Genomic DNA, 25,934 nt, shown 5'->3' on the forward strand with positions numbered 1-25,934 from the left:
TTTCGGCGAGTGAAGATCGCAGTCGTACGGGAGACCAGACCGGCCGAGCGCCGGGTTGCGCTGGTGCCGGAACAAGTCGCGAAACTCATCGAGCTCGGTTACGAGGTGGCGGTCGAGCCGGCCGCCGGCGAACGGGCGCTGTACTCCGACGAGCAGTACCGCGCCGCCGGTGCCGACGTGGCGTGGGGCGCCGACCACGCGGCCACCATCGTGGCGTCGGTGCAGCCCTTGGAGCGCGAGCGTCTGCAGCGGCTGCACGCCGGTACGGCGCTGATGTCGTTCCTGCCGACGAATCCGCCGGATGTGGTCCGGACCGCCACCCGCGCCAAGCTGACCGTGTTCGCGATGGAGCTGATCCCGCGGATCTCCCGGGCCCAGTCGATGGACGCGCTGTCCTCGCAGGCCCTGGTGGCCGGGTACCGCGCCGCGATCGTCGCGGCCGAACGGCTGCCTCGCTTCTTCCCGCTGAACATGACCGCGGCCGGCACGGTCCCGCCGGCCCAGGTCCTCATCCTCGGCGCCGGTGTGGCCGGCCTGCAGGCGATCGCGACCTGCAAGCGCCTCGGCGCCGTGGTGAAGGCGTACGACGTCCGTACGGCGGCCGCCGAGGAGATCGCGTCGATGGGCGCCGTACCGATCGAGCTGGAGCTGGGGACGCTGGACGGCCCAGGCGGCTACGCCCGGGAGATGACCCCGGAACGCGCCCAGCTGCAGCGCGAGCTGCTCACCCCGTACGTCGCCGCGGCGGACGCCCTGATCACGACAGCCGCCGTCCCCGGGCGGACCGCCCCGATGCTGGTGTCGCGGTCGATGGTCGAGCAGATGAAGCCCGGCTCGGTCGTCGTCGACCTGGCCTCCGAGCAGGGCGGCAACGTCGAGGGCTCGGTCGCCGGGACCGAGCTGACCATCGGCGACGCGCTGGTCTGGGGTGGCGCGAATGTGCCCAGCCAGCTGGCCGGACCGGCCAGCCGGCTCTACGGTCAGAACATCGCCAACCTGATCCGGCTGATGACCCGCAACGCGGCGTTCGATCCGGACTTCGACGACGAGATCGTCCGCGGCTGCTGCGTCACCCACGACGGCAGCGTGCTGCACGAGCCGACCCGAGAGCTCCTGGAAGGACAGGCCCCGTGACCGAGTCCATCGCGCTGCTGACGATCTTCGTGCTGGCGGCGTTCGTCGGCGTCGAGGTGATCAGCAAGGTCTCCTCGACCCTGCACACCCCGCTGATGTCCGGCGCGAACGCGATCCACGGCGTCATCCTGGTCGGCGCCATCATCGTCACCGGCCAGGCCGAGTCCGCGATCGTGGTGGCCGTCGGGCTGCTGGCCGTCGTCCTGGCGACCGTCAACATGGTCGGCGGGTTCGTGGTCACCGACCGGATGCTGCAGATGTTCAAAGGTCCGGGGGCGCGCAAGAAGGAGCTGCACAAGTGATCCCCACCTGGGCCCAGATCGGCTATCTGGTCGCCGCGGTCTGTTTCATCGTCGCGCTGAAGGCGCTGTCGTCGCCGAAGTCCGCCCGGGCCGGTAACGCGCTCGGCGCGGCCGGCGCGGTGCTCGCGGTGGTGATCACGTTCGTCGCCTACAAGCCGGACCACCTGGCGCCGATCCTGATCGCGCTGGCCGTCGGCACCGTCGGCGGTGTGGTCGGGTCCCGCCGGGTGCAGATGACCCACATGCCGCAGCTCGTTGCCCTGTTCAACGGCGTCGGCGGCGGCGCGGCCGCCCTGGTCGCGCTGATGGAGCTCGGCGAGGTGCACGCCGGCGAGACCGTCGCCGCGATCGCGACCGCGTTCACCATCCTGGTCGGCGCGATCAGCTTCTCCGGCTCGATCGTCACCTTCGCCAAGCTGCAGGAGCTGATGACGACCCGGCCGGTGACGTTCCCCGGCCTGCCGGTGCTCTTCATCGCCGCGATCATCGGCGGTATCGCGCTGGCCGGCTGGCTGGTCTCCGACCCGCGGGTGTGGGTCGGCGTGCTGCTCTGCCTGGTCGGTCTCGCGGTCGGTGTGATGCTGGTGCTGCCGGTGGGCGGCGCCGACGTGCCGATCGTGATCTCGCTGCTGAACGCGTTCACCGGCCTGACCGTCGCGGCCGGTGGGTACGTGCTCGGCAACACGCTGCTGCTGGTGGCCGGCACGCTGGTCGGCGCGGCCGGTACGTTGCTGACCAAGCTGATGGCCGACGCGATGGGCCGCTCGCTCTACAACATCCTGTTCGGCGCGATCCGCGGCGGCTCGACCCTCGGCGCCGGTACGGCGTCCGAGCGGCCGGTCATCTCCGGCGGCGCGGAGGACATCGCGATCCTGCTCGGGTACGCGAACAAGGTCATCATCGTGCCCGGGTACGGTCTCGCGGTCGCCCAGGCCCAGCACACCCTGCGCGACCTGGTCGACGAGTTGCAGAGCCGCGGCGTGAAGGTCGACTACGCGATCCACCCGGTCGCGGGCCGGATGCCCGGCCACATGAACGTGCTGCTCGCCGAGGCGCAGGTGCCGTACGACCAGCTCCGTGAGATGGACGAGATCAACGGCGACTTCAAGTCCACCGACGTCGTCCTGGTGGTCGGCGCCAACGACGTGGTCAACCCGGCCGCTCGCACCACCCCGAGCGCCCCGATCTACGGGATGCCGATCCTGAACGCCGACGAGGCCCAGCGGGTCATCTTCCTCAAGCGTTCGATGCGCCCCGGTTTCGCCGGTATCGAGAACGAACTCCTCTACGACCCGCGAACCACGCTGCTGTTCGGCGACGCCCGCGACTCGCTCACCAAACTCCTGGCCGCGCTCAAGTCGGTCTGATCCGGATTACGTTGTCAACGCCGAAAGTCGCGGACTAGACCACGCCAATCCGGGAGAATCAAGCGTTTGGCATCTTCCTGCCGGGACCGCCGGCCAGCGGTCCAGACCGGATGCGCCGGACGGGAACCCGTGCGGAGGCAGGCGTCCCGGCGCGGGCGCCGTACCCGGTGGATTCGATCGGGAATACCGGCTGCTCAGACCCAGCCGCGTTTGGCGGCGGCCACGCCCAATTCGAATCGGCTGGCCGCGTCGAGCCGCTCGGAAAGATTCGCGGTAATTCGCCGGGCGGTACGCAGCGAAATACCCAGCAAACGCGCCACCTGTTCGTCTTTCGCGCCACCGGCGAGCAAACGCAGAACTTCCGCTTCGTGCGGCGTCAGCGGGGTATTGTCGTCGCGGTCTTCCGGTGCGAACAACTCGGTCGCCCGGGACCAGTAGGAGTCGAACAGCGCGAGGGCCACCGAGACGACGGCCGGGGAGCGGTGGATGACCGCCCCGGCGGTCGGATTCTCCGGGTCCATCGGCATGATCGCGATCTCCTGGTCGAAGATCAGCAGCCGCATCGGCAGCGTCGGCGTCGCCCTGACCTCACCGCCGAGCCGGTGCATCGCCGATGCGTAGTCCAGCGCCTGCTTCGACGCGGTCATGCTCTGCAGGTAGACGGTCCGCATCTTCAGCCCGCGCTCGAGCAGCGGCAGGTCAGGCGACCGGTCCATCGGCTGGATGGTGTCGTCGATATGTGCCGGCACCAGGCCCCAGAACGTGTCCCGGGCCTTCAGGCCGAGCTCCTCGATCCGGCGCGACGCGTTCGCCCGGCCCTTGAGCACCTCGACGTCGCCGCTGCTCCGGGCGGTCAGGAGCTCGTTGTACTGCTCGGCGACGATCTCGGCCGAGGCCTCGGCCTCCCGGAGCTCACCGAGCGCCATGTTCAGCTCGGTCCGCCGCCGCTCGGCGAGGCCGGTCAGCCCCACCCGCGGGTGTACGGCGTGCTCACTGTCCGGGTCCGTCCAGGTCGGCACCAGCAGGCCGAGATCGCGCAGAGTGTCCATCCGCTGGTGAACTTCCGGCAGCGGGCGTTTTACCAGCGCGGCAATCTGCTCCGGCGTACTGTCCGGGTGGCTGAGGAGGGCGTGATAGACCGCGAAAGTGGCTTCGTCCACCCCCAGCGGCTCGAACACGTTTCTTCTCCTCAGGACTTGGTGGAACCGACCATATACACAGTGCTTCGACAGTGAGACTGGGCAGTTGGTTCCGGAATTATTTCGAAGGGACAAGATGTGATCAAGAAGTTGCTGATAGTAGTCGCCCCGGCGCTTCTTCTCGCGGCCATCGCCGCACAGCCCACCGCCGTCGTCGCTCGGGGTGCACAACCGGGCTGCACGGTCCACATGACCTGCTGGTAAGTCCATCGTCGTCGGCGGTGGCCGGAGCGCCGGCCGGCGTCCCGTAGACTGCTGGCGTGGCTCGTGGCGATGGTCGGCTCACTCATGACCTGGACCCGCAGGACCTTGGCCCGCAGGACGCGTGTGGCGTCTTCGGGGTCTGGGCGCCGGGGGAAGAGGTCGCCAAACTCACTTATTTCGGGCTCTACGCTCTGCAGCACCGCGGGCAGGAGTCGGCTGGCATAGCAGTCAGCAACGGCAACCAGATCCTCGTCTACAAGGACATGGGGCTGGTCAGCCAGGCGTTCGACGAGGCGACCCTGGCGTCACTGCGGGGGCACATCGCGATCGGCCATTGCCGGTACTCGACCACCGGGTCGAGCGTGTGGGCGAACGCACAGCCGACGTTCCGGTCCACCGCGACCGGGTCGATCGCCCTCGGGCACAACGGCAACCTCACCAACACCGGTGAGCTGGCCGCCAGCCTGAACGGCGGCGGTGACCTGGATCTCGGGCTGGACGCCGAGGTCGAGCACGCGAAGGCGAACGCCAAGCACAGTGCCTCTTCGGACACCGACATCCTGACCTCGATGCTGGCCGGGTACCCGGACCTCACCATCGAGCAGGCGGCGGCGAAGATCCTGCCGAAGGTGAAAGGCGCCTACAGCCTGGTCTTCATGGACGAGAACACCCTGTACGGCGCCCGCGACCCGCAGGGCATCCGCCCGCTGGTGCTGGGCCGGCTGGAGCGCGGCTGGGTGGTCGCCAGCGAGACCGCCGCCCTGGACATCGTCGGCGCCTCCTTCATCCGGGAGATCGAGCCCGGCGAGATCGTCGCGATCGACGCCGAGGGCCTGCGCTCGACCCGGTTCGCCGAGGCCGACCCCAAGGGCTGCCTGTTCGAGTTCGTCTACCTGGCCCGCCCGGACACCCAGATCTCCGGGCAGCGGATCCACTCCACCCGGGTCGAGATCGGCCGCCGGCTGGCCCGCGAGCACCCGGCCGAGGCCGACCTGGTGATCGCCACCCCGGAGTCCGGCGTCCCAGGCGCGATCGGCTATGCCGAGGAGTCCGGCATCCCGTACGGCTCCGGCCTGGTCAAGAACGCGTACGTCGGCCGCACCTTCATCCAGCCCAGTCAGACCATCCGGCAGCTCGGGATCCGGCTCAAGCTGAACCCGCTGCGCGAGGTGATCGAGGGCAAGCGGCTGGTCGTGGTCGACGACACCATCGTCCGCGGCAACACCCAGCGGGCGGTGATCCGGATGCTGCGCGAGGCCGGCGCCAAGGAGATCCACGTCCGGATCACGGCGCCGCCGGTGAAGTGGCCGTGCTTCTACGGCATCGACTTCGCCAGCCGCGCCGAGCTGATCGCGAACGGCCTGAACACCGAGGAGATCTGCCGCTCACTCGGCGCCGACTCGCTCGGCTACATCAGCCTGGACGCCCTGGTCGAGTCCACCACGGTGCCGAAGGAGCGGCTCTGCCGCGCCTGCTTCGACGGGGTCTACCCGGTCGAGCTGCCGGACCCGGAGCACCTCGGCAAGCACCTGCTGGAGCTGCCGGTGGCCACCGACATCGACGGCCTGGCCACCGTGTCCGGTGGCGCCGGCGCCGCCGACGCACTCAGCCGTCCGTGATGGGCCGTCCGTAAACGGCGTACGTCGTACCGAGGAGAAGAACTGTGAGTGAAGGGGCGAGCTACGCCGCCGCCGGAGTCGACATCGAGGCCGGAGACCGGGCCGTCGAGCTGATGAAGGAATGGGTGGCGAAGGCGACCCGCCCCGAGGTGGTCGGCGGGCTCGGCGGGTTCGCCGGGCTGTTCGACGCCACCGCGCTGACGTCGTACCGGCGGCCGCTGCTGGCCACCTCGACCGACGGGATCGGGACCAAGGTCGCGATCGCGCAGCAGTTGGACAAGCACGACACGATCGGGTTCGACCTGGTCGGGATGGTCGTCGACGACCTGGTCGTGTGCGGCGCCGAGCCGCTGTTCATGACCGACTACATCTGCACCGGCAAGGTGGTCCCGGAGACGATCGCGCAGATCGTGAAGGGCATCGCCGAGGCCTGTGTCGAGGCCGGTACGGCGCTCGTCGGCGGTGAGACCGCGGAGCACCCGGGCCTGCTGAAGCCGGACGAGTACGACGTCGCCGGCGCATCCACCGGTGTCGTCGAGGCCGACGAGGTGCTCGGCGCGGAGCGGGTGCGCGCGGGTGACGTGGTCGTGGCGATGGGGTCCTCGGGCCTGCACTCGAACGGGTACTCCCTGGTCCGGCACGTGTTCTTCCAGCGGGCGCGGTGGACGCTGGACCGCGAGGTGCCGGAGTTGGGGACCACGCTGGGTGAGGTGCTGCTGACCCCGACCCGGGTCTACGCCAAGCACTGCCTGGAGCTGATCCAGGAGCTGAACGGCGAGTTCGAGGGCGACGCGAAGCCGTTGCACGCGATGTCGCACATCACCGGCGGCGGGTTCGCGGCCAACCTGGCGCGTGTCATCCCGGACGACCTGTCGGTCCGGATCGACCGGTCGACGTGGACGCCGGCGCCGATCTTCGGGCTGGTCGGGCTGCTGGGCGACGTGACGCTGCCCGAGCTGGAGAAGACGCTCAACATGGGCGCAGGGATGGTCGCCGTACTGGATCCGTCGGTGGCGGACCAGGCGATCGCGGCGCTCACGGCACGGGACATCCCGGCGTGGGTGTGCGGCGAGGTCGGCCCGACTCCCGGCGGAACCGTCACGCTGGAAGGCGTGTACGCCAAGTAGGCCGGCCGCTGCGCGGCTGACCCGGGCACCGAGGAGGTCCCGCCGGCTTTCGGGCAGGCGGGACCGCTACGGCTACTGCTGGTGTGGTGGAGCTCGTCGGACGCGCGACTAACTGCTCAGTCACCCGCAAGGGCACTGAGCAGGTCAGTCGAGCTGTTGCTTACCGACGGGGGTGGTAGTCGTCGGCGTCGTAGTCGTCGCCGTCGTTCTCGCCGTTGGCAGTACGGTCGCTCGCCTGGTCACCGGACAGCTCTCGCTTGAGCTGGTCCAAGTCGGTGTCCCAGGTGCGGTACTTCAGGTCGCGTGCGACCTTCGTCTGCTTGGCCTTTGCACGGCCGCGCCCCATAGCGTCGACCCCCTCGCACAAGTCAACCGGGTACGCAGCGTGGCGCCCACGGATCAGTCGTCAGTAATCGTGTTCCTAGGATACCCGGAGCACGGGATCGACACACGCACCGGCCCCCTGGCTGGACCCCGAGAGGTCCGATCACGCGGTCGGCGGGGTGGGCCGGTCCCCTCGAACCGGCCCACCCCGCCGCGTCGATCCCCTGTTACTTGACCTCACGACGTGAGCTTGCCCACAGTCCCACGATGGTCGGCACCACGATCCAGATCCCGATCGCGGTGAGCGTCTCGGGCAGCATCCCGTGCAGGTCGCGCTCGATGATCCGGCCGAAGGCGCCGAACACGTCCAGCCAGTTCGCGTTGTCCTTGAACAGCGCCGGGCCGGCCAGCGACCAGGCGGTCGGTGCGATGAAGAACACCAGGATGGCGACCGCGGTCTGCGCGATCACCGCGCCGAAGGCGGCTCCCATCACCACGTTGAGCGCGACGGTCAGGTAGGCCCCGGCCAGCTGCCCGCCCAGATCGGCGTACGACGTCGCGTGGTCGGTGACCGCTCCCGCCAGCGCCGTACCGGCGAGGGCAAGACCGACGACGCCGGTCATCACGACGACGCTCAGCACGATCGCGGAGACGAACTTGGCCAACTGGACCCGGACCCGGCGCGGCGACAGCGTGAACGTGGTCAGCGCGGTCCGCTGGGTCCACTCGCTCGTCATCGCCATCACGCCTATGACCGGCAGGATCAGCATCACGCTGGTGGACGCGGCGCCGAGGAAGCCGTCGAACCCGGCGGGTCCCTGCGGCAGGTGGGTGAGCTGCCAGCCGATCGCGACGACGGCGAGCAGCAGGACGGCGGCGATCAGGACCCGGCCGCTGCGGGTGTTCAGGGACTTGCGCAGTTCGATGCTGACGAGCTTGAGGAAGGACTGGCCGCGCGCGGGCGGCAGCGCGGTCGCCACCTCGGCCCGGTGCTTGGCCGGGGCCGGCGGAGCGGCTTCGGTCAGAGTGGTCATGGCTATGAGCTCCAAGATCTGTGCTTGATGCTGAACTCGCGTTGCTCGTTCAGGTGTAGTGGTCAGGCGGCTTCGGCGACGGGCGTGGTCAGCTGGAAGAACAGGTCCTCCAGGCCGGCGCCGTCGCTCTGGCGCAGTTCGAGCAGGATCTGGCCCGCGGCCGCAGCCGCCCGGCCGACCTGCTCGGCGGTGGCGTCGACGCGGAGCGCGCCGTCGGTCAGCGGCTCGAGGTGCAGCCCGGCAGCGGTCAGGGCCTGGTTCAGGCCGATCGGGTCGAGACCGCGGACCAGCGTGCCGCTCCCGGCCAGCAGTTCCTCCAGCGAGCCGTCGGCGACGATCCGGCCGCCGCCGATCACGACCAGCCGGTCGACGGTCGCCTGGACCTCGCCCAGCAGGTGGCTGGACAGGATCACCGTGCCGCCGCGGGACGCGAAGTCCTGCAGCAGCCCGCGCATCCACCGGATGCCCTCCGGGTCCATGCCGTTTGGCCGGCTCGTCCAGGATCAGTACGGCGGGGTCGCCGAGCAGCGCGCTGGCGATACCCAGCCGCTGCCGCATCCCCAGCGAGTACTGCCCGACCCGGCGCTTGGCGGCGTGGCTGAGGCCGACGGCCGCGAGCATCTCGTCCACCCGGGCCTTCGGGACACCGAGCAGGCTGGCGTTGAGCAGGAGCGTCTCCCGTCCGGTCCTGCCCGGGTGCTGCGCGGCGGCATCGAGCATGACCCCGACGACCCGGCCAGGGTTGGGCAGGTCGACGTACCGCTTGCCGGTGATGGTCGCGGTGCCGGAGGTCGGCGGGGTGAGCCCGGTGAGCATCCGGAGCGTGGTGGACTTGCCGGCGCCGTTCGGGCCGAGGAAGCCGGTGATACTGCCCGGCTGGACGGTGAAGGAGACGTCGTGGACGGCCGTGGTGCTGCCGTACCGCTTGGTCAGGTTCTCGACGGTGATCATGGCAACGAGTCAACCGTCCGGGACCCCGGTCGCACATCGGACGAGCGGCTGCGATCACCCCCTACGAAAGTCGTCGGGGCCGACCCCCGAACCCACCCGATCGGGGGACGAGAACACCCCTAGGGCACAACTACGCTGACAGAATGCGACGGTTGCGCCGGTGGTACGCCTGGTGGGTCAGGCATGCCGCGCGCCTGCGCGACATCCTGTACGTCGGCTTCAGCCTGCTCACCGTGGTCGCCCAGGCCGCGTCCGGCGGAAGCGGCTGGGGAGTAAAGGACTGGTACGTCCTCGGCGCCGGCGTGATCGCCTCCGGCGTCCTGTTCTGGCGGCGGCGCTTCCCGGCGACCGTCACCGCGATCACGATCCTGGCAATGCTCACCACGTCCATCTTCGTCCCGATGGGGCTTGCGCTGCTGACGCTGGCGATCCGCCGCCGCGACGTCGTCCTCGCGCTGCTGAGCCTGGCCGCGTACGCCGCCTACGTCGTGAACACCGTAGCTACGGGAGACCAGCTGTGGGTGGCGGTGTTCACGGGGCCGTTCCTGGTCGGGACCTGGATCGCGATCGGCGCGTACGTCGGTGCGCGCCGGGACCTGATGGTCTCGCTGCGGGACCGCGCCGAGCGGGCCGAAGCCGAGCGCGAGCTGCGCGGCGAGCAGGCCCGGCTGGGTGAACGCGCCCGGATCGCCCAGGAGATGCACGACGTACTCGCGCACAAGGTGTCGCTGATCGCGCTGCACGCCGGCGGGCTCGAGGTGAACCCAGCGGTCGGCCCGGAGAAGGTGGAGGACTCGGCCCGCCTGATCCGCGAGACCGCGCGGCAGGCGATGGAGGACCTGCGCGAGGTTCTCGGCGTACTGCGGTCCGACCTGAGCGTCGACGGGGCCGACCTGGCTCCGGTGCCGCAGGCGTCGGACCTGGAGCGGCTGGTCGAGGCGTCCCGGAGTGCCGGGGTGAGTGTGACGGGCGAGTTCCTGCTGCCGGACGACGTACCGACCTCGGTGGGGCGGACGGTCTACCGCGTGGTGCAGGAGTCGCTGACCAATGTGCACAAGCACGCCCGCGGAGCCTCGACCGAAGTGGTCGTCCACGGCAGCAGGGGAGACGGCGTGACGGTGCGGGTGAAGAACGTGCGGCCGGTGGCTGCTGGTTCACTGCTCCCAGGCTCCGGGGCGGGGCTCGTCGGCCTCCGTGAGCGAGTGCAACTGGTCGGTGGGCGGATGTCGACCGGGCCGACGCGGGACGGCGGTTGGCAGGTGGAGGCGTGGCTGCCCTGGCCGGACGGCCGGGACTACGTCGAGTCGGGTGTGGACGAAGGGGAACAATGACGCGGCTGCTGATCGTGGACGACGAGGCGCTGGTTCGGGCGGGGCTGAAGATGATCCTCGAGTCGGACGAGGCCCTCGAGGTGGTCGCCGAGGCCGACGACGGCGCCGACGCGGCGGCGATGGTGGTGAAGCACCGGCCGGACGTCGTCTTGATGGACATCCGGATGCCACGACTGGACGGGCTGGCGGCGACCCGGGAGGTGCAGGCGCTGCCGGATCCGCCGAAGGTCGTCGTACTGACGACGTTCGACCTGGACGACTACGTGTTCCGTGCGCTGCAGGCCGGGGCGAGCGGGTTCCTGCTGAAGGACACCCCGCCGCGGGAACTGGTGCAGGCGGTGAAGGTGGTCGCGGCCGGGGACGCGATGTTGTCGCCGGCGGTGACGCGGCGGCTGATCGGGCACTTCGCGGCGGACTCGCGCTCGGACCGGCAACGACAGGCGCGGGAGCGGATCGGCGTACTCACCGACCGGGAGCGCGAGGTGCTCGCCGCGGTCGGGCGCGGGCTGTCGAACGCCGACATCGGCAAGACGCTGTACATGAGCGAGGCGACGGTGAAGGCACACGTCTCCCGTGTGCTGGTGAAACTGGACGCCACCAACCGCGTCCAGGTCGCGATCCTCGCGCACGACGCGGGCCTGCTGGACGTCTAGCGCCCTAAAAGGGAAACCGGTCGGGGCCGCCGGAGGGGTGGGGGCGACGGCCCGCGACCGGTTTCAGGTCAGCGATCCTGGGGGGAGAGAAACGCTGACGGGATTGGCTGAGACTCTTGCTCAGACGCGGCCGAAGGCCACGCTCTTGGTCCAGATCTTGGCCTTCCGGACCGGGACACCCGGCTTCGAGGAGTGCCACAGCATGTTGCCGCCGGCATAGATGCCGACGTGGTACACGCCGCCGCCACCGCTCTTGAAGAACACCAGGTCACCCGGCTTGGCCGTGGACCGGCTGATGTGCTTGGTCGCGCTGTACTGCGCACGCGACGTACGGGGCAGCCTCTTGCCGGCCTTCTTGTACACGTAGCCGGTGTAGCCGGAGCAGTCGAAGCCGCGCGGTGTCGTGCCGCCGTAGCGGTACGGCGTGCCCTTCAGCTTCGCCGCCTCGCGCAACACCTTGGCGCGGAAGGTGGTGCTGCCGCTGCTCTTGCCGTAGGGACCGTAGAGCAGCCCGCGCTTGGCGGTCCAGGTCAGCCGGCTCCAGGTCGCCCGGGTCGTCGTACCAGTGGCCTTGAGGCCCCAGGATGCCTGGTACTTCTTCAGGACCCGGATGGTGCTGGCGCCGTAGTAGCCGTCCGGACCCAGGTGCAGAGCGCGCTGCACGTACTTCACGGTCGGGCCCTTGTCGCGGAACCGGAGCAGCGGCCGACTGGGGATGCTCCAGTACCCACGCGGCGTGGCGGTGGCAGTGGCGGAGGTGGTGGCCGCGGAAGCGGTAGCCGGAGGGGCGGCCAGAGTGATAGCGGCTCCACCGCCGACCGTGAGGCCCACCGTGAGGACGGCGGCTGCGGCCCGCGGGGTGGCGGGCTTGGTCGGCTTGCGGTGCTTCGCGAGGGTCCGGCCGGTGGACCGGGTACTCAGCTCGCTGGTCTGACTGACGGCGCGCGAAAGCGACGTCCGTCGGGCAGTGACGGGCATGGTTGTCTCCCGACGCCTGCGGAGTTAGCTGTCGGGTTCGGGCTGGGATTCATCGCCCGGTCCGCTCCCGCGGACTTCACCCCAGGGTTCCGACCACTCACGGTCGAGACCCAACCTCCTGGGTCCCCCACCCCTGCCTTTGGTTGTTCGAGGGGAGCAACTGCGCCTGGCAGGGCTCGGCGCTGACACAGTTGCGGTTCGTGTTGTTTACCGAACCGCCGACGACTGTATAACAGAATGATCACGACGCAAACCCTCCGATCCACAGGGAGGCTCCAGAAAGGCCCTGAGAGGCTCTCTGACGGATCAGGGATCGGGGGTGAACATCAGGTGTCCTGAGCGTGTCTGAGCGGGACTCAGGAGGCAAATGAGCGCTCTCATGTGACCTCGGTCACAGTCGACAGTCGCTTTCTGTGACAACGGGCACAGTGAGTACTCAGGCACCCTCGGCTGCTTGCGAATTCAGCTACTTCCCGAGCAGCTCCACGAACCGGTCCAGGCCGACGTTCCCGCCGGACAGCACCACTCCGACGCGCTCCGGCAGCGGCTGGATCCGCCCGGCCAGCAACGCCGCCAGCGCACTCGCGCCGCTCGGCTCGAGCACGATCTTCAGCCGCTCGAACGCGAACGCCATCGCGGCCACGATCTCGTTGTCGGAGACGAGCGCGACGCTGTCCACCAGTCGCCGGTTCACCGCGAACGTCAGCTCACCCGGCGTCGAGATCGCCTGCCCGTCCGCGATCGTCCGCGGTACGTCGATCTCCACCCGCTCGCCCGCCGCCAGCGATCGGGCGTGGTCGTCCCCGGCCGCCGGCTCGACCCCGATCATCCGGATCCCGGGCGCCAGCGCGGTCGCGGCTGTCGCGCAGCCGGCCATCAACCCGCCACCCCCAACCGGCACGAGCAGCGCGTCCAGCGGCCCGGTCTCCTCGATGAGCTCCAGCGCAACCGTCCCCTGACCCGCCATCACGTCGTAGTGGTCGTACGGCGGAATGAGTGTGAGCCCCCGCTCGGACGCCAGTTCCTTCGCCAACCCGGCCCGGTCCTGCGCATACCGGTCGTACGTGACGACCTCGGCGCCGTACCCACGGGTGGCCGCGACCTTCGTCGTCGGTGCGTCCGCCGGCATCAGGATGACCGCCTTCGTCCCGGCGATCCGCGCCGCCAGTGCCACGGCCTGGGCGTGATTTCCGGACGAGTACGCCGCGACGCCGTACCGGAGCTGCTCGGGCGTGAGGCGGCTGACCGCGTTGTACGCGCCGCGGAACTTGAAGGCGCCGATGCGCTGCAGGTTCTCCGCCTTCAGGAACACCCGCGCGCCGACCCGTTCGTCCAGGGTCCGCGAGGTCAGGACCGGCGTACGGTGGGCGACCCCGGCGATCCGGTCGGCGGCGGACCGGACGTCTGTGAGACTCAACTCGGCCATGCGGCCGACGCTATCTGCTCTGGTCGCGCAACCGATGTCAAGATGGCGCAACCGGCTCCGTACTGATGGGCGAGAGGCTCCCCACCCGGGGGCCGCGGATGAAGGAGACACCGTGAAGTATCTGCTGGTGCTGAACATCAACGCCGAGGTGCTGGCCGCGCTGACCGATGAGGAGCAGGCCGCGATCGGCGCCGGGCACGAGAAGTTCATGGCGACCATCAAGGACTCGGGCGAGTTCCACAGCACGGTCGCGCTCACCGAGCCGGCCAAGTCCGCCGTGGTCAAGGTCCGCGACGGCGTCCCGGCGGTGACGGATGGGCCGTTCGTCGAGGCGAAGGAGTTCCTCGGCGGTTACTACATGGTCGACGTGGCCTCGGCCGAACGCGCGTACGAGCTGGCCGCGATGATCCCGGACGCCGCGATCGAGGGCCTCGGCGTCGAGGTCCGGGGCGTGGTGTTCGAGTCCGGTCTCTGAGCTCAAAGGGGTCTCGCCACCTGGTGGCGAGACCCCTTTGTCGTCCCGTCAGCCTGCCGGGACCTCGCGCACCACGCCGGGTGGGCCGGACCAGCCGGGCCAGGGGCCGGGCGGCGGGCCGTCCGCGTCGGGGCGCTCCTCCTCGACCGTCTGGTAGGGCTTGAGGCCGCGGGCCTGGTAGTTCACCAGCGCGGCCGGTCCGTCGAGGGTGTTCGTGTTCACCCACACCCGGGTGATCGGCTCGACGCCTTCGTGGCGCTCGTGCAGCGTCCACGCCCGCTGCAGGCCGACGGTCAGCAGGTGGCCGCCGATGCCTCGGCCGATGAAGCTCCTCAGCAGCCCGAAGTTCTCGATCTCGACCTCACTGCCGACGCCGCGGAGGGCGACGTACCCGGCCGGTACGCCGTCGACCCACGGCACGTACGTCTCGAATCCGGGCCGGCTCAGCCAGTCGGTCCACTGGTCCCAGTTCCAGCCGAGCTTGCCGATCCAGTGCCAGTGACCACCGACCGCCGTGTAGAGGTAGCGGGCGAACTCCGGCGAGACCCCCTCGACCGGCCTGATCTCGATCGGCTGCTCCTTCGCCGGCACGATCTCGTCCGGGCTGTGCTGCTCCAGGTAGGTCAGGACGCTGAGTGCCAAGCTACTTCTCCTCTTTCAGTACGCCGCGAATGCCCGCGACGACCAGGTCGATGCCGAGCTCGTAGTACCGGTCCGTCGAGGTCGGGCACACCAGCGTGTCCGCGGCGGACGTGACGAGCGGGTAGTTGCGGGGCGGGAGCGCGGCCAGTGACGCACGCTTGCGCCGCAACGAATCCTCGCGGGTGATCGGGTCGCTCGCCTCCCGCGCGATCGGGTCGTTGGTGACGAGGGTGATCAGTGAGCAGATCGACTGCCGCCCGACCTCGGCCGCGTCGTCGACCGAGAATCCGCCCGCGGTGAGCAACTCCATCGTCCGCTCGGCCATCGCCAGGCCGGGCGCGGCCACCAGGATGCGGGTCAGGGTCAGATCCGCCAGCCGCGGGTGCCCCCTGAGTGCGGCGACGAACGCCGTCAGCACGGCGTGCAGCTGCTTGTCCCAAGGCTCGTCGGACGGCTCCGGCAGTACGACGTCGGCCAGCAGCCGGTCGCCGAGCGCGGCGAGCAGGTCGTCCTTGTCCTTGAAGTGCCGGTACAGCGCCATCGGCGTGACCTCGTGCTGACCGGCCAGCCGGCGGAGGGTGACGGCGGCCGGACCCTCGTCGTCCGCGATCGCGAGCGCGCTGTCGACGACCTTGTCCGGATCCAGCCTGCGGGCGGGTTCTTTGCTGATCACGTTGACAAGTTTACACCGTAGACCTAGCGTGTACTACGTACGCATACAGCGTATACATACAACGTAGACTGAGTTTCGAGTGAGGTAGTCATGCGACGCAGTCCCTGGGCCACCCTGGCGGTGCTGGCCCTCGCGCAGTTCATCGTGGTGCTGGACGTGACGATCGTGAACGTCGCGCTGCCGCACATCCAGGCGGACCTGAACTTCTCCGCCGACTCCCTGCAATGGGTGATCAACGCCTACACGCTGCTCTTCGGCGGCTTCCTGCTGCTCGGCGGCCGGATGTCCGACCTGCTCGGACCGCGCCGGGTGTTCGTGGCCGGGCTGCTCCTGTTCGGCGCCACCTCGCTGGTCGCGGGGTTGTCGAACTCACCCGAGTTCCTGATCGGCGCCCGCGCCGTACAGGGTCTCGGTGGGGCGCTGCTGTCGCCGGCTGCGCTGGCGATTCTCACCGTGACGTTCGCGCACGGGCGCGAGCGCAACATCGCAATGGGCGTCTGGGGTGGCCTTGCGGGTCTGGGCGGCACGCTCGGCGTTGTGGCCGGCGGCGTACTGGTCGACTCACTCAGCTGGCAGTGGATCTTCTTCGTCAACGTGCCGATCGTGATTGCGCTGGTCGCGGTGATCCCGGTGTTTGTGCGCGACGTGCGGCACGCGGTTGGTCGCCGTACCTTCGACACCTTGGGTGCTGTGCTTGCGACGACGGGCCTGCTGGCAATCGTGTACGGCGTGGTGCGGTCGGAGCCCTCCGGGTGGGGTTCCTTCGAGGTGGTCGGCGTACTGACTGCTGGAGTGGTGTTGCTGCTGGCGTTCGTACTGGTGGAGCGCCGGTCTGCTGCTCCGCTCGTGCCACTGCGGTTGTTCCGGTCGCGCGCGCTGAGTGTGTCGGGCGGATCACTTGCACTGAACGGGGCTGCGTTCCTGTCCATGTTCTTCCTGACTGCTATCTACTTGCAGCAGGTGCGTGGGGACAGTGCGCTCGAGGCTGGCGTGCACTTCCTGCCCATGGGCGGTGCGGCGATCTTCGGCGCTGTACTGGCGTCGCAGTTGGTGCAGCGCGTCGGCACTCGCACCGTGCAACTTACTGGCGCTGTGTTGAGCGTGACCGGGTTGCTGTTGCTCTCACAAGCGGATGCGACTGGCAGCTATGCCTCAGAACTCCTGCCTGGGTTGGTGATTTTCGGCTTCGGCATCCTCGGTGTCGGCGTACCTGGTCAGATCACCGCAGTCTCCGAAGTCCGGCCGGCCGAGGCCGGTGCGGCGTCCGGTGTGGTCAACGCGATGTACCAGGTGGGCGGCGCGCTCGGCCTGGCGATCGTCACCACGCTCTCCATCACCCACACCACGCAGGAACTCACGCACGGTGCCACGCAGCAGCAAGCCCTCGTATCAGGGTACGAACGAGGCTTGCTTGCAGCTGCGGTGTTTGCCGTCGTCAACGTCCTTCTGACACTGGCCTCTCCGCAACTGCAACCAACCTCCGAAGAACTGACCGAGGCCGCCGCCGCGGCGTAGCCGCGCATCGGCCGTTGGTGACGCGGGCCGCCGGATCCAAGCCTGACGACTTGTTGCCGTTCTCCCCCATATCGGTATGGGGGAGAACGGAGGGCGTTCCCGGATCTGTTGCGGTCCCGATTTCGTAAAGCTGGCCCTGTACGTCATTGCTGACAGGGAGGGCTGGTATGCGGCGAATGCTGCAAGTATTGGTGGCTGCGACGACGGTGTCGGCGGTAATGGCGGCTCCAGTGGCTGCCGTTGCCGCGCCACCGGATCTGCAGGAACAGTTGGATACGGTCGTGGCCGCCAGCGGAGTAGGGGCGCTGGCGGAGGTGCGGGACGGACATCGCGTCTGGCGCGGGACCAGTGGAGTCGCCGAGGTCGGTACGACGCGAAAGGTCCCGATCCGCGGGCAGTTCCGGGCCGGCAGTATCACGAAGACGTTTGTGGCAACCGTCGTACTGCAGCTTGTGGACGAAGACGAGCTGCGGTTGGACGACCCTGTGGAGAAGTACCTGCCCGGAGTCGTCCCGAACGGCGAGAACATCAAGCTGCGTCACCTGCTCAACCACACCAGCGGGCTGTTCGACTTCAAGGACACCCTGACGATGCAGGAGATCCTCGACAGCCGGTGGAAGACCTGGAGAGCCGCGGAGATGGTGGAGCGGGCGCTGGCGAAGCCTCCCACGTCGAAGGAGCCGGGGAAGGTCTTCGACTACTCGAACACCAACTACACCTTGCTCGGTATGATCATCGAGAAGGTGACGGGAGCGTCGTACGCCGACGAGATCAAGAGTCGCGTGATCCTTCCGCTCGGACTGCGCGGCACCGAGTTGCCGGGGACGTCGCCGTACATCCGGCGCCCGCACCCGCACGGCTACGTGCCGACCCCGCAGGGCCTCCTCGACTTCACCGAGCTGAATCCGTCGATCTTCGGCGCCAGTGGCGAGCTGATCTCCACGACCACCGATCTCAACCACTTCTTCGCGGTCCTGCTCGACGGTGACCTGCTTCCGCCGTACCTCCTCGCCGAGATGAAGACCCCAGCCGTCCCCGGCCGAAACTACGGCCTCGGCCTCGCCTGGCGCGACACCTCCTGCGGAACCCGCGTCTACGGCAACGACGGCGACTCTCTCACCTACCAGTCCTGGTCCTTCTCCACCGAAAACGCCCACCACCAAGCCACGGTCGCAGTAACCCCCAACTTCACCGGCAACCCCGACGACCCCATCAACACCTTCCTCAACACCGCCTTCTGCACCTGATCCTGTGAGGCCCCACCATCCGCTGGTGGGGCCTCGCTATCGTGCACACGTGCCCGAACTGCTGCTGTTCCTCGACGTCGACGGCCCGCTGATTCCCTTCGGTGCGAAGAGCTACCCGACCTATCGGCCGGCGAGTACGGCGGTGCGCTCTGGATCCAATCCTCTGGTGGAACGGATCAACCCGGCATGCGGCCCCCAGCTGCTGGCCCTGGGCTGCGAGCTGATCTGGGCCACCACCTGGATGACCGACGCAAACGACTGCATCTCGCCGTGGCTCGGCCTTCCAGAGTTGCCTGTCATGACCTGGCCTGAGCCGTCCGATCAGGACGAGCAGGACGAGCGCGCAGGGCTCCACTGGAAGACTCGCGCGCTGGTCGACCGGGCGGGCGGTCGCACGTTCATCTGGATCGACGACGAGATCACCGCCGCAGACCGGGCCTGGGTGCGCGCTCACCACCCTGGCCGAGCCCTGCTGCACAGGGTCGATCCTCAGCTCGGCCTCGGCGAAGCGGACTTCAGCACGGTCCGCGCGTTCGTGGCGAACTGCTGAGTCCCAGACGCGGTATTTATTCTCCGGTTCGTGCATCTTGTCGGCATGGAAAGTGGCAGGAGGAGGACCATGGCCGAGAATCCTGACGTCCGCGCGGAGTTGCGGGCGCAGATCGAAACTCGGCGGGCCGGCATCGCGGCCTTTCTGCGCGAGGTCCGGCCCCGCCGCAACCGGCTGACCAACATCAGCATCGTCAGCAGCGCCCTGGCCGCCGCCTTCGTGGCCGGGCCGGCGCTGATGGGCGTGACGTTCACCAAGCGCGTCCAAGGAGGGCTGTCCCTCGACAACCCCGCGGACGTCTGGCAGCCGCTGTGTCTGGCGGCCTTGATCGTCTCGCTGATATCGGTCATCTCGAGCAACCTGAGCAAGTCCCAGGACCTCTCCGCACGGGTCACCGCCGCCGAGGTCTGCAACACCGAGCTCGAGGGCGTGCTGACCTCGCTCCAGTTCGGCCACCTCTCGGTAGAGGACGCGGTCGAGCAGTACCAGGAGAGCGTCAGCAAGATCCCCTTCGTCGAGGAGTCGCTGCGAAAGTGATGTCACGTTTCACCTGGTCCCGTACGTCATAGTGACTGTGATGGACGAGAAGCGAGCTGCGCATCAAGCCCTGGTGGACCAGATCCTGAACGGCCCCGGTACGGCGCCCGCCGACCAGCGAGCCCGCGCGTTCGACAACGCCGAACCCTCGCACCCGTTGATCGACAAGGTCGCCACCAGACCCACCCAGATCACCGACGAAGACTTCGCCGCAACCGGCCTCACCGAAGACCAGTTGTTCGAGCTCGTCATCGCCGCCGCCGTCGGCCAGTCCACCCGCATGTACGACGCCGGCCTGGCAGCCCTCGCCGAAGCCACGGGGGAGGCCGGCTGATGCGCCTCGCCATCCTCAACCACGGCTACCGCCGCCGTACCAAGCTTCTCTTCGCGGTCATCCGCCTGTTCTCCGGCCATCCAGTCCCCGACGCCGCCAAACTCGTCTTCTACCGCCCCGACTTCTACGGCGCCAAAGCCAAACTCTTCACCCACGAAGCCATGCGCGGCCCCTCCACCTGGTCAGTAGCCGACCGAGAACTCATGGCCGCCTACATCTCCACCCTCAACCACTCCACCTTCTGCATCCGCGCCCACACCGCAACCGCCACCCAGGCATACAAGGACCCGGATCTGGTCCAAGCAGTCCTCACCGACCCCGACTCCGCCCCCATCACCCCTCAACTCCGAGCAACCCTCGCCATGCTCGCCCACCTGACCCAACACGCGACCATCACCCCCGCCCACATCCACCAAGTCCTCGCCGCCGGCGCCTCTCCCCAACAAATCAAGGACGCCCTGGCCGTCTGCGCCGCCTTCAACACCACCACCCGCCTAGCCGACGCCTTCGCCTTCGAAGTACTCACCCCCGAATCCTTCGAAGCTGGCGCCACCTACCTCCTCAAACACCGCCACCGCTAGCGGGATCATTGGCGAATGGACCTCATGCGGATGAGTGAGCGCGACTACTGGGCAGAAGTGGCCAAGCGGCCGGCGATGTTCCTTGGCCGAACGACGCTGACCGGCCTCGAGGGCTACCTGTTCGGGTACGACGCACATGCGCACCGCCATGGTGGACTGGGCCTGGATGGCTGGACCGATTGGTTGGTAGCCAGAATGGGCCGCGAGTGCAATCACGGGTGGAACGGCAAGGTCCGCCACCTCGCACTCGGCGACAAATGGGAGAGCTGGGAACTCCCCGCAGACCAGGAACAGCAGGTCATCAAGGTTCTCTTCGATCTCCTCGACGAGTTCCTCGCAGAACGCGAGATGAAGGGCACCAGGACGCGATAGCTCAGCGGTGCCCGTCCCCAGTTCTGCTCGAGCGGCCCGCCGCGCCTACTGATCGCTGCTGTCTGGGGTGTTCTGGGCTTGGCCGTCAGCTGGAGCGGAGTCGCCGGAAGGTGCTGCCTTGCGGGAGCGGAATCTCGAGCGGAACTTCGAGTCGTACTCCAGTTGCGTGTAGCCGGAGGAGTGCACGCCCAGTGCGACGATTCCCATGGCCAGGAAGACGATGCCGGCGACCATGGAGATGTGCCAGAAGGCGGCCGCGACGCCGACGAACGCCGAGCCTTGGGCCAGCGACTTCGCCACCTCGACGAGCCCGGACTTGCTCACCCGACGCCGGAACTCCTCCTGCCAGTTCAACACCAGCAGCGCGGCAAGCAACGGCAACGAGATCGCGAACGCAATCACGCACACCAACGCCGACGGATCCAGCGACTCCACCGTCAAGAACGGCTGCACCACGACGAGCCCAGCCGCCCCCAACCCGCCATAGATCAGGTTCGACTGCCGAATCCACTCCCGCTGCGCCGCCGGCTCCTCCGCAGCCGCCCGAGCCTCCTCCCGCGCCCGCGCAGCCTCCACTTCCATAGCCCGAGCCTCAGCCAGAAAGTCCTTCTCCTCGTCCACGCCCCACATCCTCCCGCACCCACCGGCCACCGCAACGTCCACGCCCTCGCTCAGTCGTAGGCGTCACCGAGGCTCACAAAGCTCGGCTCCAGCCAGTACCTAACCCGCCCCGAACCGTCGGGAGAGCCCACTCTCCCGACGGTTCCGAGCAGCACGGTCGTGTCCCTCGCTCCCGCAGAGCTGGCTACGGTGACTGCGTGTACGACCAACCGGTGACCATTCAGCTCACACACGACCAGGCCTTGGTGCTCTCGGACTGGCTCTACGAGGTGACGATGGAGTCAGATCAGTTGAGTGCCATCGTGACCGACCGAGCGGTCTGGTCGCCGCTGCACACGATCTCGGGCACCCTCGACAAGACGCTGGCCGAGATCTTCATGCCGGACTACGTCGACCGCCTGGACGCCGCGCGGCGGCGCCTGCGTGAAGCAATGGGTGGTGACGATGAGCCGACCTAGCCAGAACCTGAACCGTAGTCGCCGAGGTCATCCCGTGCCGGCGCGATTGGTTGGGGCTCGAGCTCGTCGGTGGCAGCCCGGCGTCGGAGTTCGGGCTTAGGGTCGTGCCGTGTCGCTGACGTCCGTCGTTCTCTCGTCCGGCTGTTCGATCGATCTCGCCGAGTTGCGGCTGTCCTCGACGTACGGCGGGATGCTCGTGCATCGGGCATTCCACTCGACGGCACTCGGCCCCGAGCACGACCCAGTTCTGTACCGTTCCGCCCTCACCGTCATCTGGTTCCAACCGGCTCCGGACGTCCCGTCGGGCGCTAGTGCTGACCCGGCGCTCCGGGAAGTCCGCTGGGAGGAGTTGGCGCAAGACCACGAACTGTAGGTCGCTCGATCCATGCGGTCGCCCGCGACCACGACCATCCCCATGTGACGGAGAGGGTGGTGGTCGGGGGCGGTCTCGACCTTCCGCTTTTCAGATCGCCGGACTGGCACGGCGCGGCCATCCGACACTGTGCCGGGTAGATGCTGTGCGGTCCCCGTAGTCGACTCATAACGGTAAGTGTTGCCGAGCCCGACCGCGCCGACGAGCTGATCCGGCCCGACGAGGAGCTGCGCGATGCGCACTTGTCTCATGCGGGGTTCGTCTACGAGAGGTCATACAGCGCCCGGCGTCGTGGTCTGCAGTGACGAAGTGCCCTACGTCTGCTGGTGTTCCAACCTTCGACAGGCCCAGACTCCCCCTACAGGCAAGGCCGCTGCATCAACCTGCGGTGCCGCGCTAACCACCAACCCACCATCGCCAAGCCAGGACTAGAGTGTCCGGGAGCGTTTACCTTCCCCAATCTAGCTATATCCGATGTATGAGGAGTCATGGTGACGGAAACCTCTCCCACCGCCGACGACCCGCTGGCCAAGCTCGATCTAGGCGTGCCGCACTCAGCGAGGCTGTGGAACTACCTGCTCGGTGGCAAGGACAACTTCGCCGCCGATCGTGAGGCTGCCGCGCAGGTCCTTGAGTACATGCCTGAGTTGGTGCAGTCAGCCCGGTTCAACCGAGAGTTCCTGGGCCGCGCGGTACGGCACCTCGCCGGCCCGGCGCACATCCGGCAGTTCCTTGACATCGGCACCGGCCTGCCGACCGCTGACAACACCCATGAGGTCGCACAGGCCACTGCTGCCGACTCGCGCATCGTGTACGTCGACAATGACCCTATGGTGCTGACGCACGCTCGGGCGTTGCTGACCAGCACTCGAGCAGGAGCTACCGACTACATCGACGCCGATGTGCGGGATCCGGACCGGATCCTCACCGAAGCGCGCCGGACTCTGGATTTCGATCAGCCGGTAGCGATCATGCTGCTCGGGATTTTGAACTTTGTCGTCGATGACGACCAGGCCCATGGGATCGTGCGGCTGTTGCTCGACGCGGTTCCGCCCGGTAGTTACCTGGTGATCTCCCACCCGACCAGAGAGGTCAACGCGGAAGCCGTCGACAGAGCCGTGGAGATGTGGAACGCGGGCGGCTCCGCCCCGATGACCGTGCGATCGCCGCAAGACATTGCGCGGTTCTTCGACGGCGTCGACCTGATTGAGCCCGGTCTGGTCACCTGTTCTCAGTGGCGGCCCGACGGCAACGACACCACTCCGGCCTCCGAATACTGTGCAGTCGGACGGAAGAACGGCTAGCAAGGTCCACCCGCCCCGTGCGCGTGATGGCGGACGGAGCATGAGATCGCCTGCGCGATCGGGCCGTCACGGTCGCGCAGTGCCTGTCGCCAGTCGCTCGGTCGGTCGATGTGCATCCGTGGTCGATCAACTGCTTGAACCTGAGCTGCCCGGGATTGCGCGGCCGCCTGTCGTGTACGACCAAACCGGCGTACTTTGCAGCGGGTCTGGGAGTGAGTTGGCCGCGCCTTGCTGGCTGATGCAGAGGGGTGTGTGTCGATCACCCTACGGTGATCGCCGTGATCTCGCCTTGGAACTACCGTGGGAGAGTGAGTCCGCGCGGCGAGGCGCGGACGGGGGAGGAACCATGAAGCGGATGATTGCCGTCGCTGCGCTGGGTGTCGCGTCGGTCTGGCCGATGGCGGGCATCGCTAATGCTGATCCGATCGGGTCGTCGCGGACCTTGCTGGTGGAACTGCACTGCGACAACGGCTCGACCTACGACGTGGTAGTAGCCGGGAACGGCCTCTTCACGCCTGCGCACGATCTGGCGAGTAGCTCGATCCTCGTGCCGACGTCGTTCGGCGAGTTCCATGGCGTGATCACCGATGCCGAGGGCAACGTTGTCGAGGAGTTCACCGACCCGGCCGTGTTCAAGGGGAGCGCCACGAAGGACCGCGCCACCTCGGTCACGTGCACGTTCGAAGTCGAGCAGACGTTCGAGATTCCCGAACTCGGGGTCGTGACGCTCACCGGGGACGGCAGCGTCACCGGCTTCGTCACGCCCGCGGGCTGACGGCCGGCGGTCCTGTTGTGACCCGCTGACGATCAAACGGGAGGAATAGCACTGGGACGGCCTTGATTCGACCCACGAGACTGTCGAGGAAGCGCGGCAGTTGCCGGTGCCGGCGCTTCGCGACGCAGGAGGGCTTCACGGCGGACGGAACCGCGTCGCCCGCTCCGGTACGCCGTGCCGGCCGTGCAGCCCACCCAGGTGCGCCAGGGCCGCGTTCCCGCCCGCGGAATCGGGTTGTTGCGGACGCGATCAAGGGTCGGACCGATCGAGTCTGTCGTCGGAGGACCGGCGCCGGGCTCGGGAGTCGTAGGACCTCGTACCCGCGCGCGATGTTGACGTCGGTTGGCAGTCATGCCGGCCGAACACGCGTGCCCCGCACGCTGACGCGGAGGACTCCTGTGTTGTTGTCCTTACGTGCCTCCTCGAGCTGCGAAAACGCGTCGGCGGACACAGTGATGGTGTAGGAACCCGGCCCGTCCCGCAGGTCCCAGAGCGCGGTCACCTCGATCTCGTCGCCGGGCAAGACCTCGGGAGTGTTGACCACCCGAAGCTCCCGGTTGACACCGGTGCCCTGCAACCAGAATCGTGTCAACGTCTCGTCAGCGACCGCATCCCCGACGTTCGCGATGGTGGCCGTCAACTCGACCACCTGCGGAAGCATGCCGGCACCTTCCTCCGCGGGGCGGTCCATGGCGTCTCGCGTACGGATCAGCCTCACGACCAGGTCCGGTATCACAGCATGCCCCGGGGGCCTCTCCCAGCTGCGTGTGTCGCGGAGTGGCGTCTCACGGCCCACACCTTAGTTGCTTCGCGAGTTGCACAGCAGCGCCCGAGCCGCCGGGGGCCCTACCGGTTGACCGTTCCGTCCAGTGGGTAACCCCGTTGCTCGACCAGCGAACGAGTTCATTCGACAGGAAACAACAGGTCAGAAGGGTGGTCAGGGGCGGTCTCGAACCGCCGATCTTCCCTCGGCCAAATTCGCACCGGCCGGGCAGCGCCTTCGCGGTATGGTCAAGGCAGGACCGGATCGACCGTATCTGGAGCACCGGTGAGGTTTGCTGCCGTCTCCGCGCTCGGCCACGACGGGTTGCTCCGTGACCACAACGAGGACAGTCTCGTCGTCGGCGCGTGGACTATCTGCGCGTCCGTGACGCTCGTCCCGGAGACACTCATGTTCCCGATCGGGCGGCCGCTGGTGGTCGCCGTCGCCGACGGGCTCGGCGCCCATCCGGCCGGAGCGCTGGCCAGCACGTTGGTTGTCCAGCAACTGGCACGGGCCGGGCCGGGCCTGGCCGACGAGCAGTCCCTGCGTTCGGCGATCGACGAATGCAACAAGCGGATCTACGAGGCGGCCGACCGCGATCCGCGCCGCATCACCATGGGAACGACCGTCGCCGGTGTCGTTCTGACCGCGGACTCGGTATTCGTCTTCAACGTGGGGGACAGCCGCGTGTACGCCTGGAACGGGTTCGAGCTCTCGCGCCTCAGCATCGACGACAGTCCGCCCTTGCAGCCCGGACAGACACACACGACGATCGTCACGCAGACGCTCGGCGGATATCCGTCGTACAAGGAGATCGACACGCATGTCAGCGTCCGCCCGCTGAACGACGCCGAACGATACCTGGTCTGCTCCGACGGGCTCAGCGACGTCGTCGACGACAAGATGATCAGTCGACTCCTGAGCGATCACCGGGGAGGCAAAGCAGCGTTCGAGTTGTGGAAGGCGGCGATCGCCGCCGGTGGCCCGGACAACATCACGCTGGCCTTGGTCGAGGTCGAACGCTAGCAAGTACGGCGCCTTTGGGGCTAGTCGCGATGCGTGACC

At 68.1% G+C, this 25,934-nt stretch carries 30 protein-coding genes, 1 pseudogene and 1 riboswitch; of the genes and pseudogenes, 20 read left to right on the top strand and 11 right to left on the bottom strand.

The features are described from left to right. The first annotated feature begins 9 nt into the window (after positions 1-9). The 3 genes from ACIBL3_RS06525 to ACIBL3_RS06535 are packed head-to-tail and all read left to right on the top strand — an operon-like array spanning position 10 to position 2,803. The gene (locus tag ACIBL3_RS06525) at positions 10-1,134 is read left to right on the top strand and encodes an NAD(P) transhydrogenase subunit alpha (protein WP_396352180.1); all 1,125 of its coding nucleotides are present in this window, start codon (positions 10-12) and stop codon (positions 1,132-1,134) included. Then, positions 1,131-1,436: an NAD(P) transhydrogenase subunit alpha gene (locus ACIBL3_RS06530; protein WP_396352181.1), complete on the top strand. Its 306-nt coding sequence runs from the start codon at positions 1,131-1,133 to the stop codon at positions 1,434-1,436. Before ACIBL3_RS06525 ends, ACIBL3_RS06530 begins: the two co-directional genes overlap by 4 nt. Then, positions 1,433-2,803 (top strand): NAD(P)(+) transhydrogenase (Re/Si-specific) subunit beta, encoded by a 1,371-nt coding sequence (locus ACIBL3_RS06535; protein ID WP_396352183.1) that lies wholly within the window; start codon positions 1,433-1,435, stop codon positions 2,801-2,803. The genes ACIBL3_RS06530 and ACIBL3_RS06535 overlap by 4 nt, the downstream gene beginning before the upstream one ends. 194 nt (positions 2,804-2,997) lie before the next feature. Here ACIBL3_RS06535 and ACIBL3_RS06540 read toward each other — a convergent pair whose 3' ends face one another. Continuing rightward, a complete protein-coding gene (locus tag ACIBL3_RS06540; protein ID WP_396352185.1) occupies positions 2,998-3,981 on the bottom strand; it encodes a LuxR C-terminal-related transcriptional regulator in 984 nt (327 codons plus the stop codon). Positions 3,982-4,262: 281 nt separating this feature from the next. Between ACIBL3_RS06540 and purF the strand changes: the two genes are divergently transcribed. Next, positions 4,263-5,825 (top strand): amidophosphoribosyltransferase, encoded by a 1,563-nt coding sequence (gene purF, locus ACIBL3_RS06545; RefSeq protein ID WP_396352187.1) that lies wholly within the window; start codon positions 4,263-4,265, stop codon positions 5,823-5,825. A gap of 44 nt (positions 5,826-5,869) precedes the next feature. Continuing rightward, positions 5,870-6,952, top strand: coding sequence for a phosphoribosylformylglycinamidine cyclo-ligase (gene purM, locus ACIBL3_RS06550; RefSeq protein WP_396352188.1), 1,083 nt, complete (start codon positions 5,870-5,872; stop codon positions 6,950-6,952). Positions 6,953-7,112: 160 nt separating this feature from the next. Here the strand turns inward: purM and ACIBL3_RS06555 are convergent, their stop codons facing one another. The 4 genes and pseudogenes from ACIBL3_RS06555 to ACIBL3_RS06570 form a co-directional block, all read right to left on the bottom strand. Next, positions 7,113-7,298, bottom strand: coding sequence for a DUF3073 domain-containing protein (locus tag ACIBL3_RS06555; RefSeq protein ID WP_396352189.1), 186 nt, complete (start codon positions 7,296-7,298; stop codon positions 7,113-7,115). A 205-nt stretch (positions 7,299-7,503) separates the two neighbouring features. After that, complete coding sequence (locus ACIBL3_RS06560) at positions 7,504-8,310, bottom strand: ABC transporter permease (protein WP_396352314.1); 807 nt, start codon at positions 8,308-8,310, stop codon at positions 7,504-7,506. Between the two features lie 62 nt (positions 8,311-8,372). After that, a complete protein-coding gene (locus ACIBL3_RS06565) occupies positions 8,373-8,789 on the bottom strand; it encodes a hypothetical protein (protein WP_396352320.1) in 417 nt (138 codons plus the stop codon). A gap of 67 nt (positions 8,790-8,856) precedes the next feature. Beyond that, positions 8,857-9,261, bottom strand: a pseudogene (locus ACIBL3_RS06570) (ABC transporter ATP-binding protein); the annotation flags it as partial. Between the two features lie 143 nt (positions 9,262-9,404). On the opposite strand from ACIBL3_RS06570, the gene ACIBL3_RS06575 reads away from it, so the two are divergent. Together ACIBL3_RS06575 and ACIBL3_RS06580 are read left to right on the top strand one after the other, a co-directional pair. After that, the gene (locus tag ACIBL3_RS06575; protein WP_396352190.1) at positions 9,405-10,592 is read left to right on the top strand and encodes a sensor histidine kinase; all 1,188 of its coding nucleotides are present in this window, start codon (positions 9,405-9,407) and stop codon (positions 10,590-10,592) included. Continuing rightward, on the top strand, positions 10,589-11,245 hold the full coding sequence (locus tag ACIBL3_RS06580) for a response regulator (protein WP_396352191.1): 657 nt from the start codon (positions 10,589-10,591) through the stop codon (positions 11,243-11,245). The genes ACIBL3_RS06575 and ACIBL3_RS06580 overlap by 4 nt, the downstream gene beginning before the upstream one ends. 120 nt (positions 11,246-11,365) lie before the next feature. Here the strand turns inward: ACIBL3_RS06580 and ACIBL3_RS06585 are convergent, their stop codons facing one another. Together ACIBL3_RS06585 and ACIBL3_RS06590 are read right to left on the bottom strand one after the other, a co-directional pair. Beyond that, a complete protein-coding gene (locus ACIBL3_RS06585) occupies positions 11,366-12,223 on the bottom strand; it encodes a C40 family peptidase (RefSeq protein ID WP_396352193.1) in 858 nt (285 codons plus the stop codon). Next, positions 12,223-12,415: riboswitch (cyclic di-AMP (ydaO/yuaA leader) on the bottom strand. (Overlaps the previous gene by 1 nt.) Before the next feature lie 274 nt (positions 12,416-12,689). Continuing rightward, positions 12,690-13,649: a threo-3-hydroxy-L-aspartate ammonia-lyase gene (locus ACIBL3_RS06590; RefSeq protein WP_396352194.1), complete on the bottom strand. Its 960-nt coding sequence runs from the start codon at positions 13,647-13,649 to the stop codon at positions 12,690-12,692. A 112-nt stretch (positions 13,650-13,761) separates the two neighbouring features. Between ACIBL3_RS06590 and ACIBL3_RS06595 the strand changes: the two genes are divergently transcribed. Then, the gene (locus tag ACIBL3_RS06595; RefSeq protein ID WP_396352195.1) at positions 13,762-14,124 is read left to right on the top strand and encodes a YciI family protein; all 363 of its coding nucleotides are present in this window, start codon (positions 13,762-13,764) and stop codon (positions 14,122-14,124) included. Positions 14,125-14,172: 48 nt separating this feature from the next. On the opposite strand, the gene ACIBL3_RS06600 is transcribed toward ACIBL3_RS06595, so the two are convergent. Then, on the bottom strand, positions 14,173-14,766 hold the full coding sequence (locus ACIBL3_RS06600; RefSeq protein WP_396352197.1) for a GNAT family N-acetyltransferase: 594 nt from the start codon (positions 14,764-14,766) through the stop codon (positions 14,173-14,175). 1 nt (position 14,767) lies between these two features. Beyond that, a complete protein-coding gene (locus ACIBL3_RS06605) occupies positions 14,768-15,439 on the bottom strand; it encodes a TetR/AcrR family transcriptional regulator (RefSeq protein WP_396352199.1) in 672 nt (223 codons plus the stop codon). A gap of 90 nt (positions 15,440-15,529) precedes the next feature. Here ACIBL3_RS06605 and ACIBL3_RS06610 point away from each other — a divergent pair, with 90 nt between their 5' ends. The 7 genes from ACIBL3_RS06610 (at position 15,530) to ACIBL3_RS06640 (ending at position 20,575) form a co-directional block, all read left to right on the top strand. After that, a complete protein-coding gene (locus ACIBL3_RS06610; protein ID WP_396352200.1) occupies positions 15,530-16,954 on the top strand; it encodes an MFS transporter in 1,425 nt (474 codons plus the stop codon). A 176-nt stretch (positions 16,955-17,130) separates the two neighbouring features. Continuing rightward, the gene (locus ACIBL3_RS06615; RefSeq protein ID WP_396352202.1) at positions 17,131-18,201 is read left to right on the top strand and encodes a serine hydrolase domain-containing protein; all 1,071 of its coding nucleotides are present in this window, start codon (positions 17,131-17,133) and stop codon (positions 18,199-18,201) included. 49 nt (positions 18,202-18,250) lie between these two features. Further along, complete coding sequence (locus ACIBL3_RS06620) at positions 18,251-18,751, top strand: HAD domain-containing protein (protein WP_396352203.1); 501 nt, start codon at positions 18,251-18,253, stop codon at positions 18,749-18,751. A 69-nt stretch (positions 18,752-18,820) separates the two neighbouring features. Beyond that, a complete protein-coding gene (locus ACIBL3_RS06625) occupies positions 18,821-19,288 on the top strand; it encodes a hypothetical protein (RefSeq protein ID WP_396352204.1) in 468 nt (155 codons plus the stop codon). Positions 19,289-19,328: 40 nt separating this feature from the next. Continuing rightward, positions 19,329-19,622, top strand: a complete 294-nt coding sequence (locus tag ACIBL3_RS06630; RefSeq protein WP_396352206.1) for a hypothetical protein — start codon at positions 19,329-19,331, stop codon at positions 19,620-19,622. Then, entirely contained in the window at positions 19,622-20,203 is a 582-nt protein-coding gene (locus tag ACIBL3_RS06635; RefSeq protein ID WP_396352207.1) for a carboxymuconolactone decarboxylase family protein, read from the top strand. Before ACIBL3_RS06630 ends, ACIBL3_RS06635 begins: the two co-directional genes overlap by 1 nt. 15 nt (positions 20,204-20,218) lie before the next feature. Next, a complete protein-coding gene (locus ACIBL3_RS06640) occupies positions 20,219-20,575 on the top strand; it encodes a hypothetical protein (protein WP_396352209.1) in 357 nt (118 codons plus the stop codon). A 45-nt stretch (positions 20,576-20,620) separates the two neighbouring features. On the opposite strand, the gene ACIBL3_RS06645 is transcribed toward ACIBL3_RS06640, so the two are convergent. Further along, positions 20,621-21,196 carry a hypothetical protein gene (locus ACIBL3_RS06645; RefSeq protein ID WP_396352210.1) on the bottom strand — a complete coding sequence of 192 codons (576 nt, stop codon included), beginning with the start codon at positions 21,194-21,196 and terminating at the stop codon, positions 20,621-20,623. A gap of 197 nt (positions 21,197-21,393) precedes the next feature. Here ACIBL3_RS06645 and ACIBL3_RS06650 point away from each other — a divergent pair, with 197 nt between their 5' ends. The 4 genes from ACIBL3_RS06650 (at position 21,394) to ACIBL3_RS06665 (ending at position 24,106) form a co-directional block, all read left to right on the top strand. Next, positions 21,394-21,654, top strand: a complete 261-nt coding sequence (locus ACIBL3_RS06650) for a hypothetical protein (RefSeq protein ID WP_396352212.1) — start codon at positions 21,394-21,396, stop codon at positions 21,652-21,654. Between the two features lie 109 nt (positions 21,655-21,763). Then, a complete protein-coding gene (locus ACIBL3_RS06655; protein WP_396352214.1) occupies positions 21,764-22,027 on the top strand; it encodes a hypothetical protein in 264 nt (87 codons plus the stop codon). A gap of 491 nt (positions 22,028-22,518) precedes the next feature. Further along, on the top strand, positions 22,519-23,331 hold the full coding sequence (locus ACIBL3_RS06660) for an SAM-dependent methyltransferase (RefSeq protein ID WP_396352215.1): 813 nt from the start codon (positions 22,519-22,521) through the stop codon (positions 23,329-23,331). Positions 23,332-23,677: 346 nt separating this feature from the next. Next, entirely contained in the window at positions 23,678-24,106 is a 429-nt protein-coding gene (locus tag ACIBL3_RS06665) for a hypothetical protein (protein WP_396352216.1), read from the top strand. Between the two features lie 349 nt (positions 24,107-24,455). On the opposite strand, the gene ACIBL3_RS06670 is transcribed toward ACIBL3_RS06665, so the two are convergent. Further along, positions 24,456-24,767, bottom strand: coding sequence for a CARDB domain-containing protein (locus ACIBL3_RS06670; RefSeq protein ID WP_396352217.1), 312 nt, complete (start codon positions 24,765-24,767; stop codon positions 24,456-24,458). 387 nt (positions 24,768-25,154) lie between these two features. Here ACIBL3_RS06670 and ACIBL3_RS06675 point away from each other — a divergent pair, with 387 nt between their 5' ends. Next, positions 25,155-25,895: a PP2C family protein-serine/threonine phosphatase gene (locus tag ACIBL3_RS06675; RefSeq protein ID WP_396352219.1), complete on the top strand. Its 741-nt coding sequence runs from the start codon at positions 25,155-25,157 to the stop codon at positions 25,893-25,895. Positions 25,896-25,934: the final 39 nt, after the last annotated feature.

This window comes from Kribbella sp. NPDC050124, assembly GCF_044460355.1.
In the GTDB taxonomy this organism is placed as follows: domain Bacteria; phylum Actinomycetota; class Actinomycetes; order Propionibacteriales; family Kribbellaceae; genus Kribbella.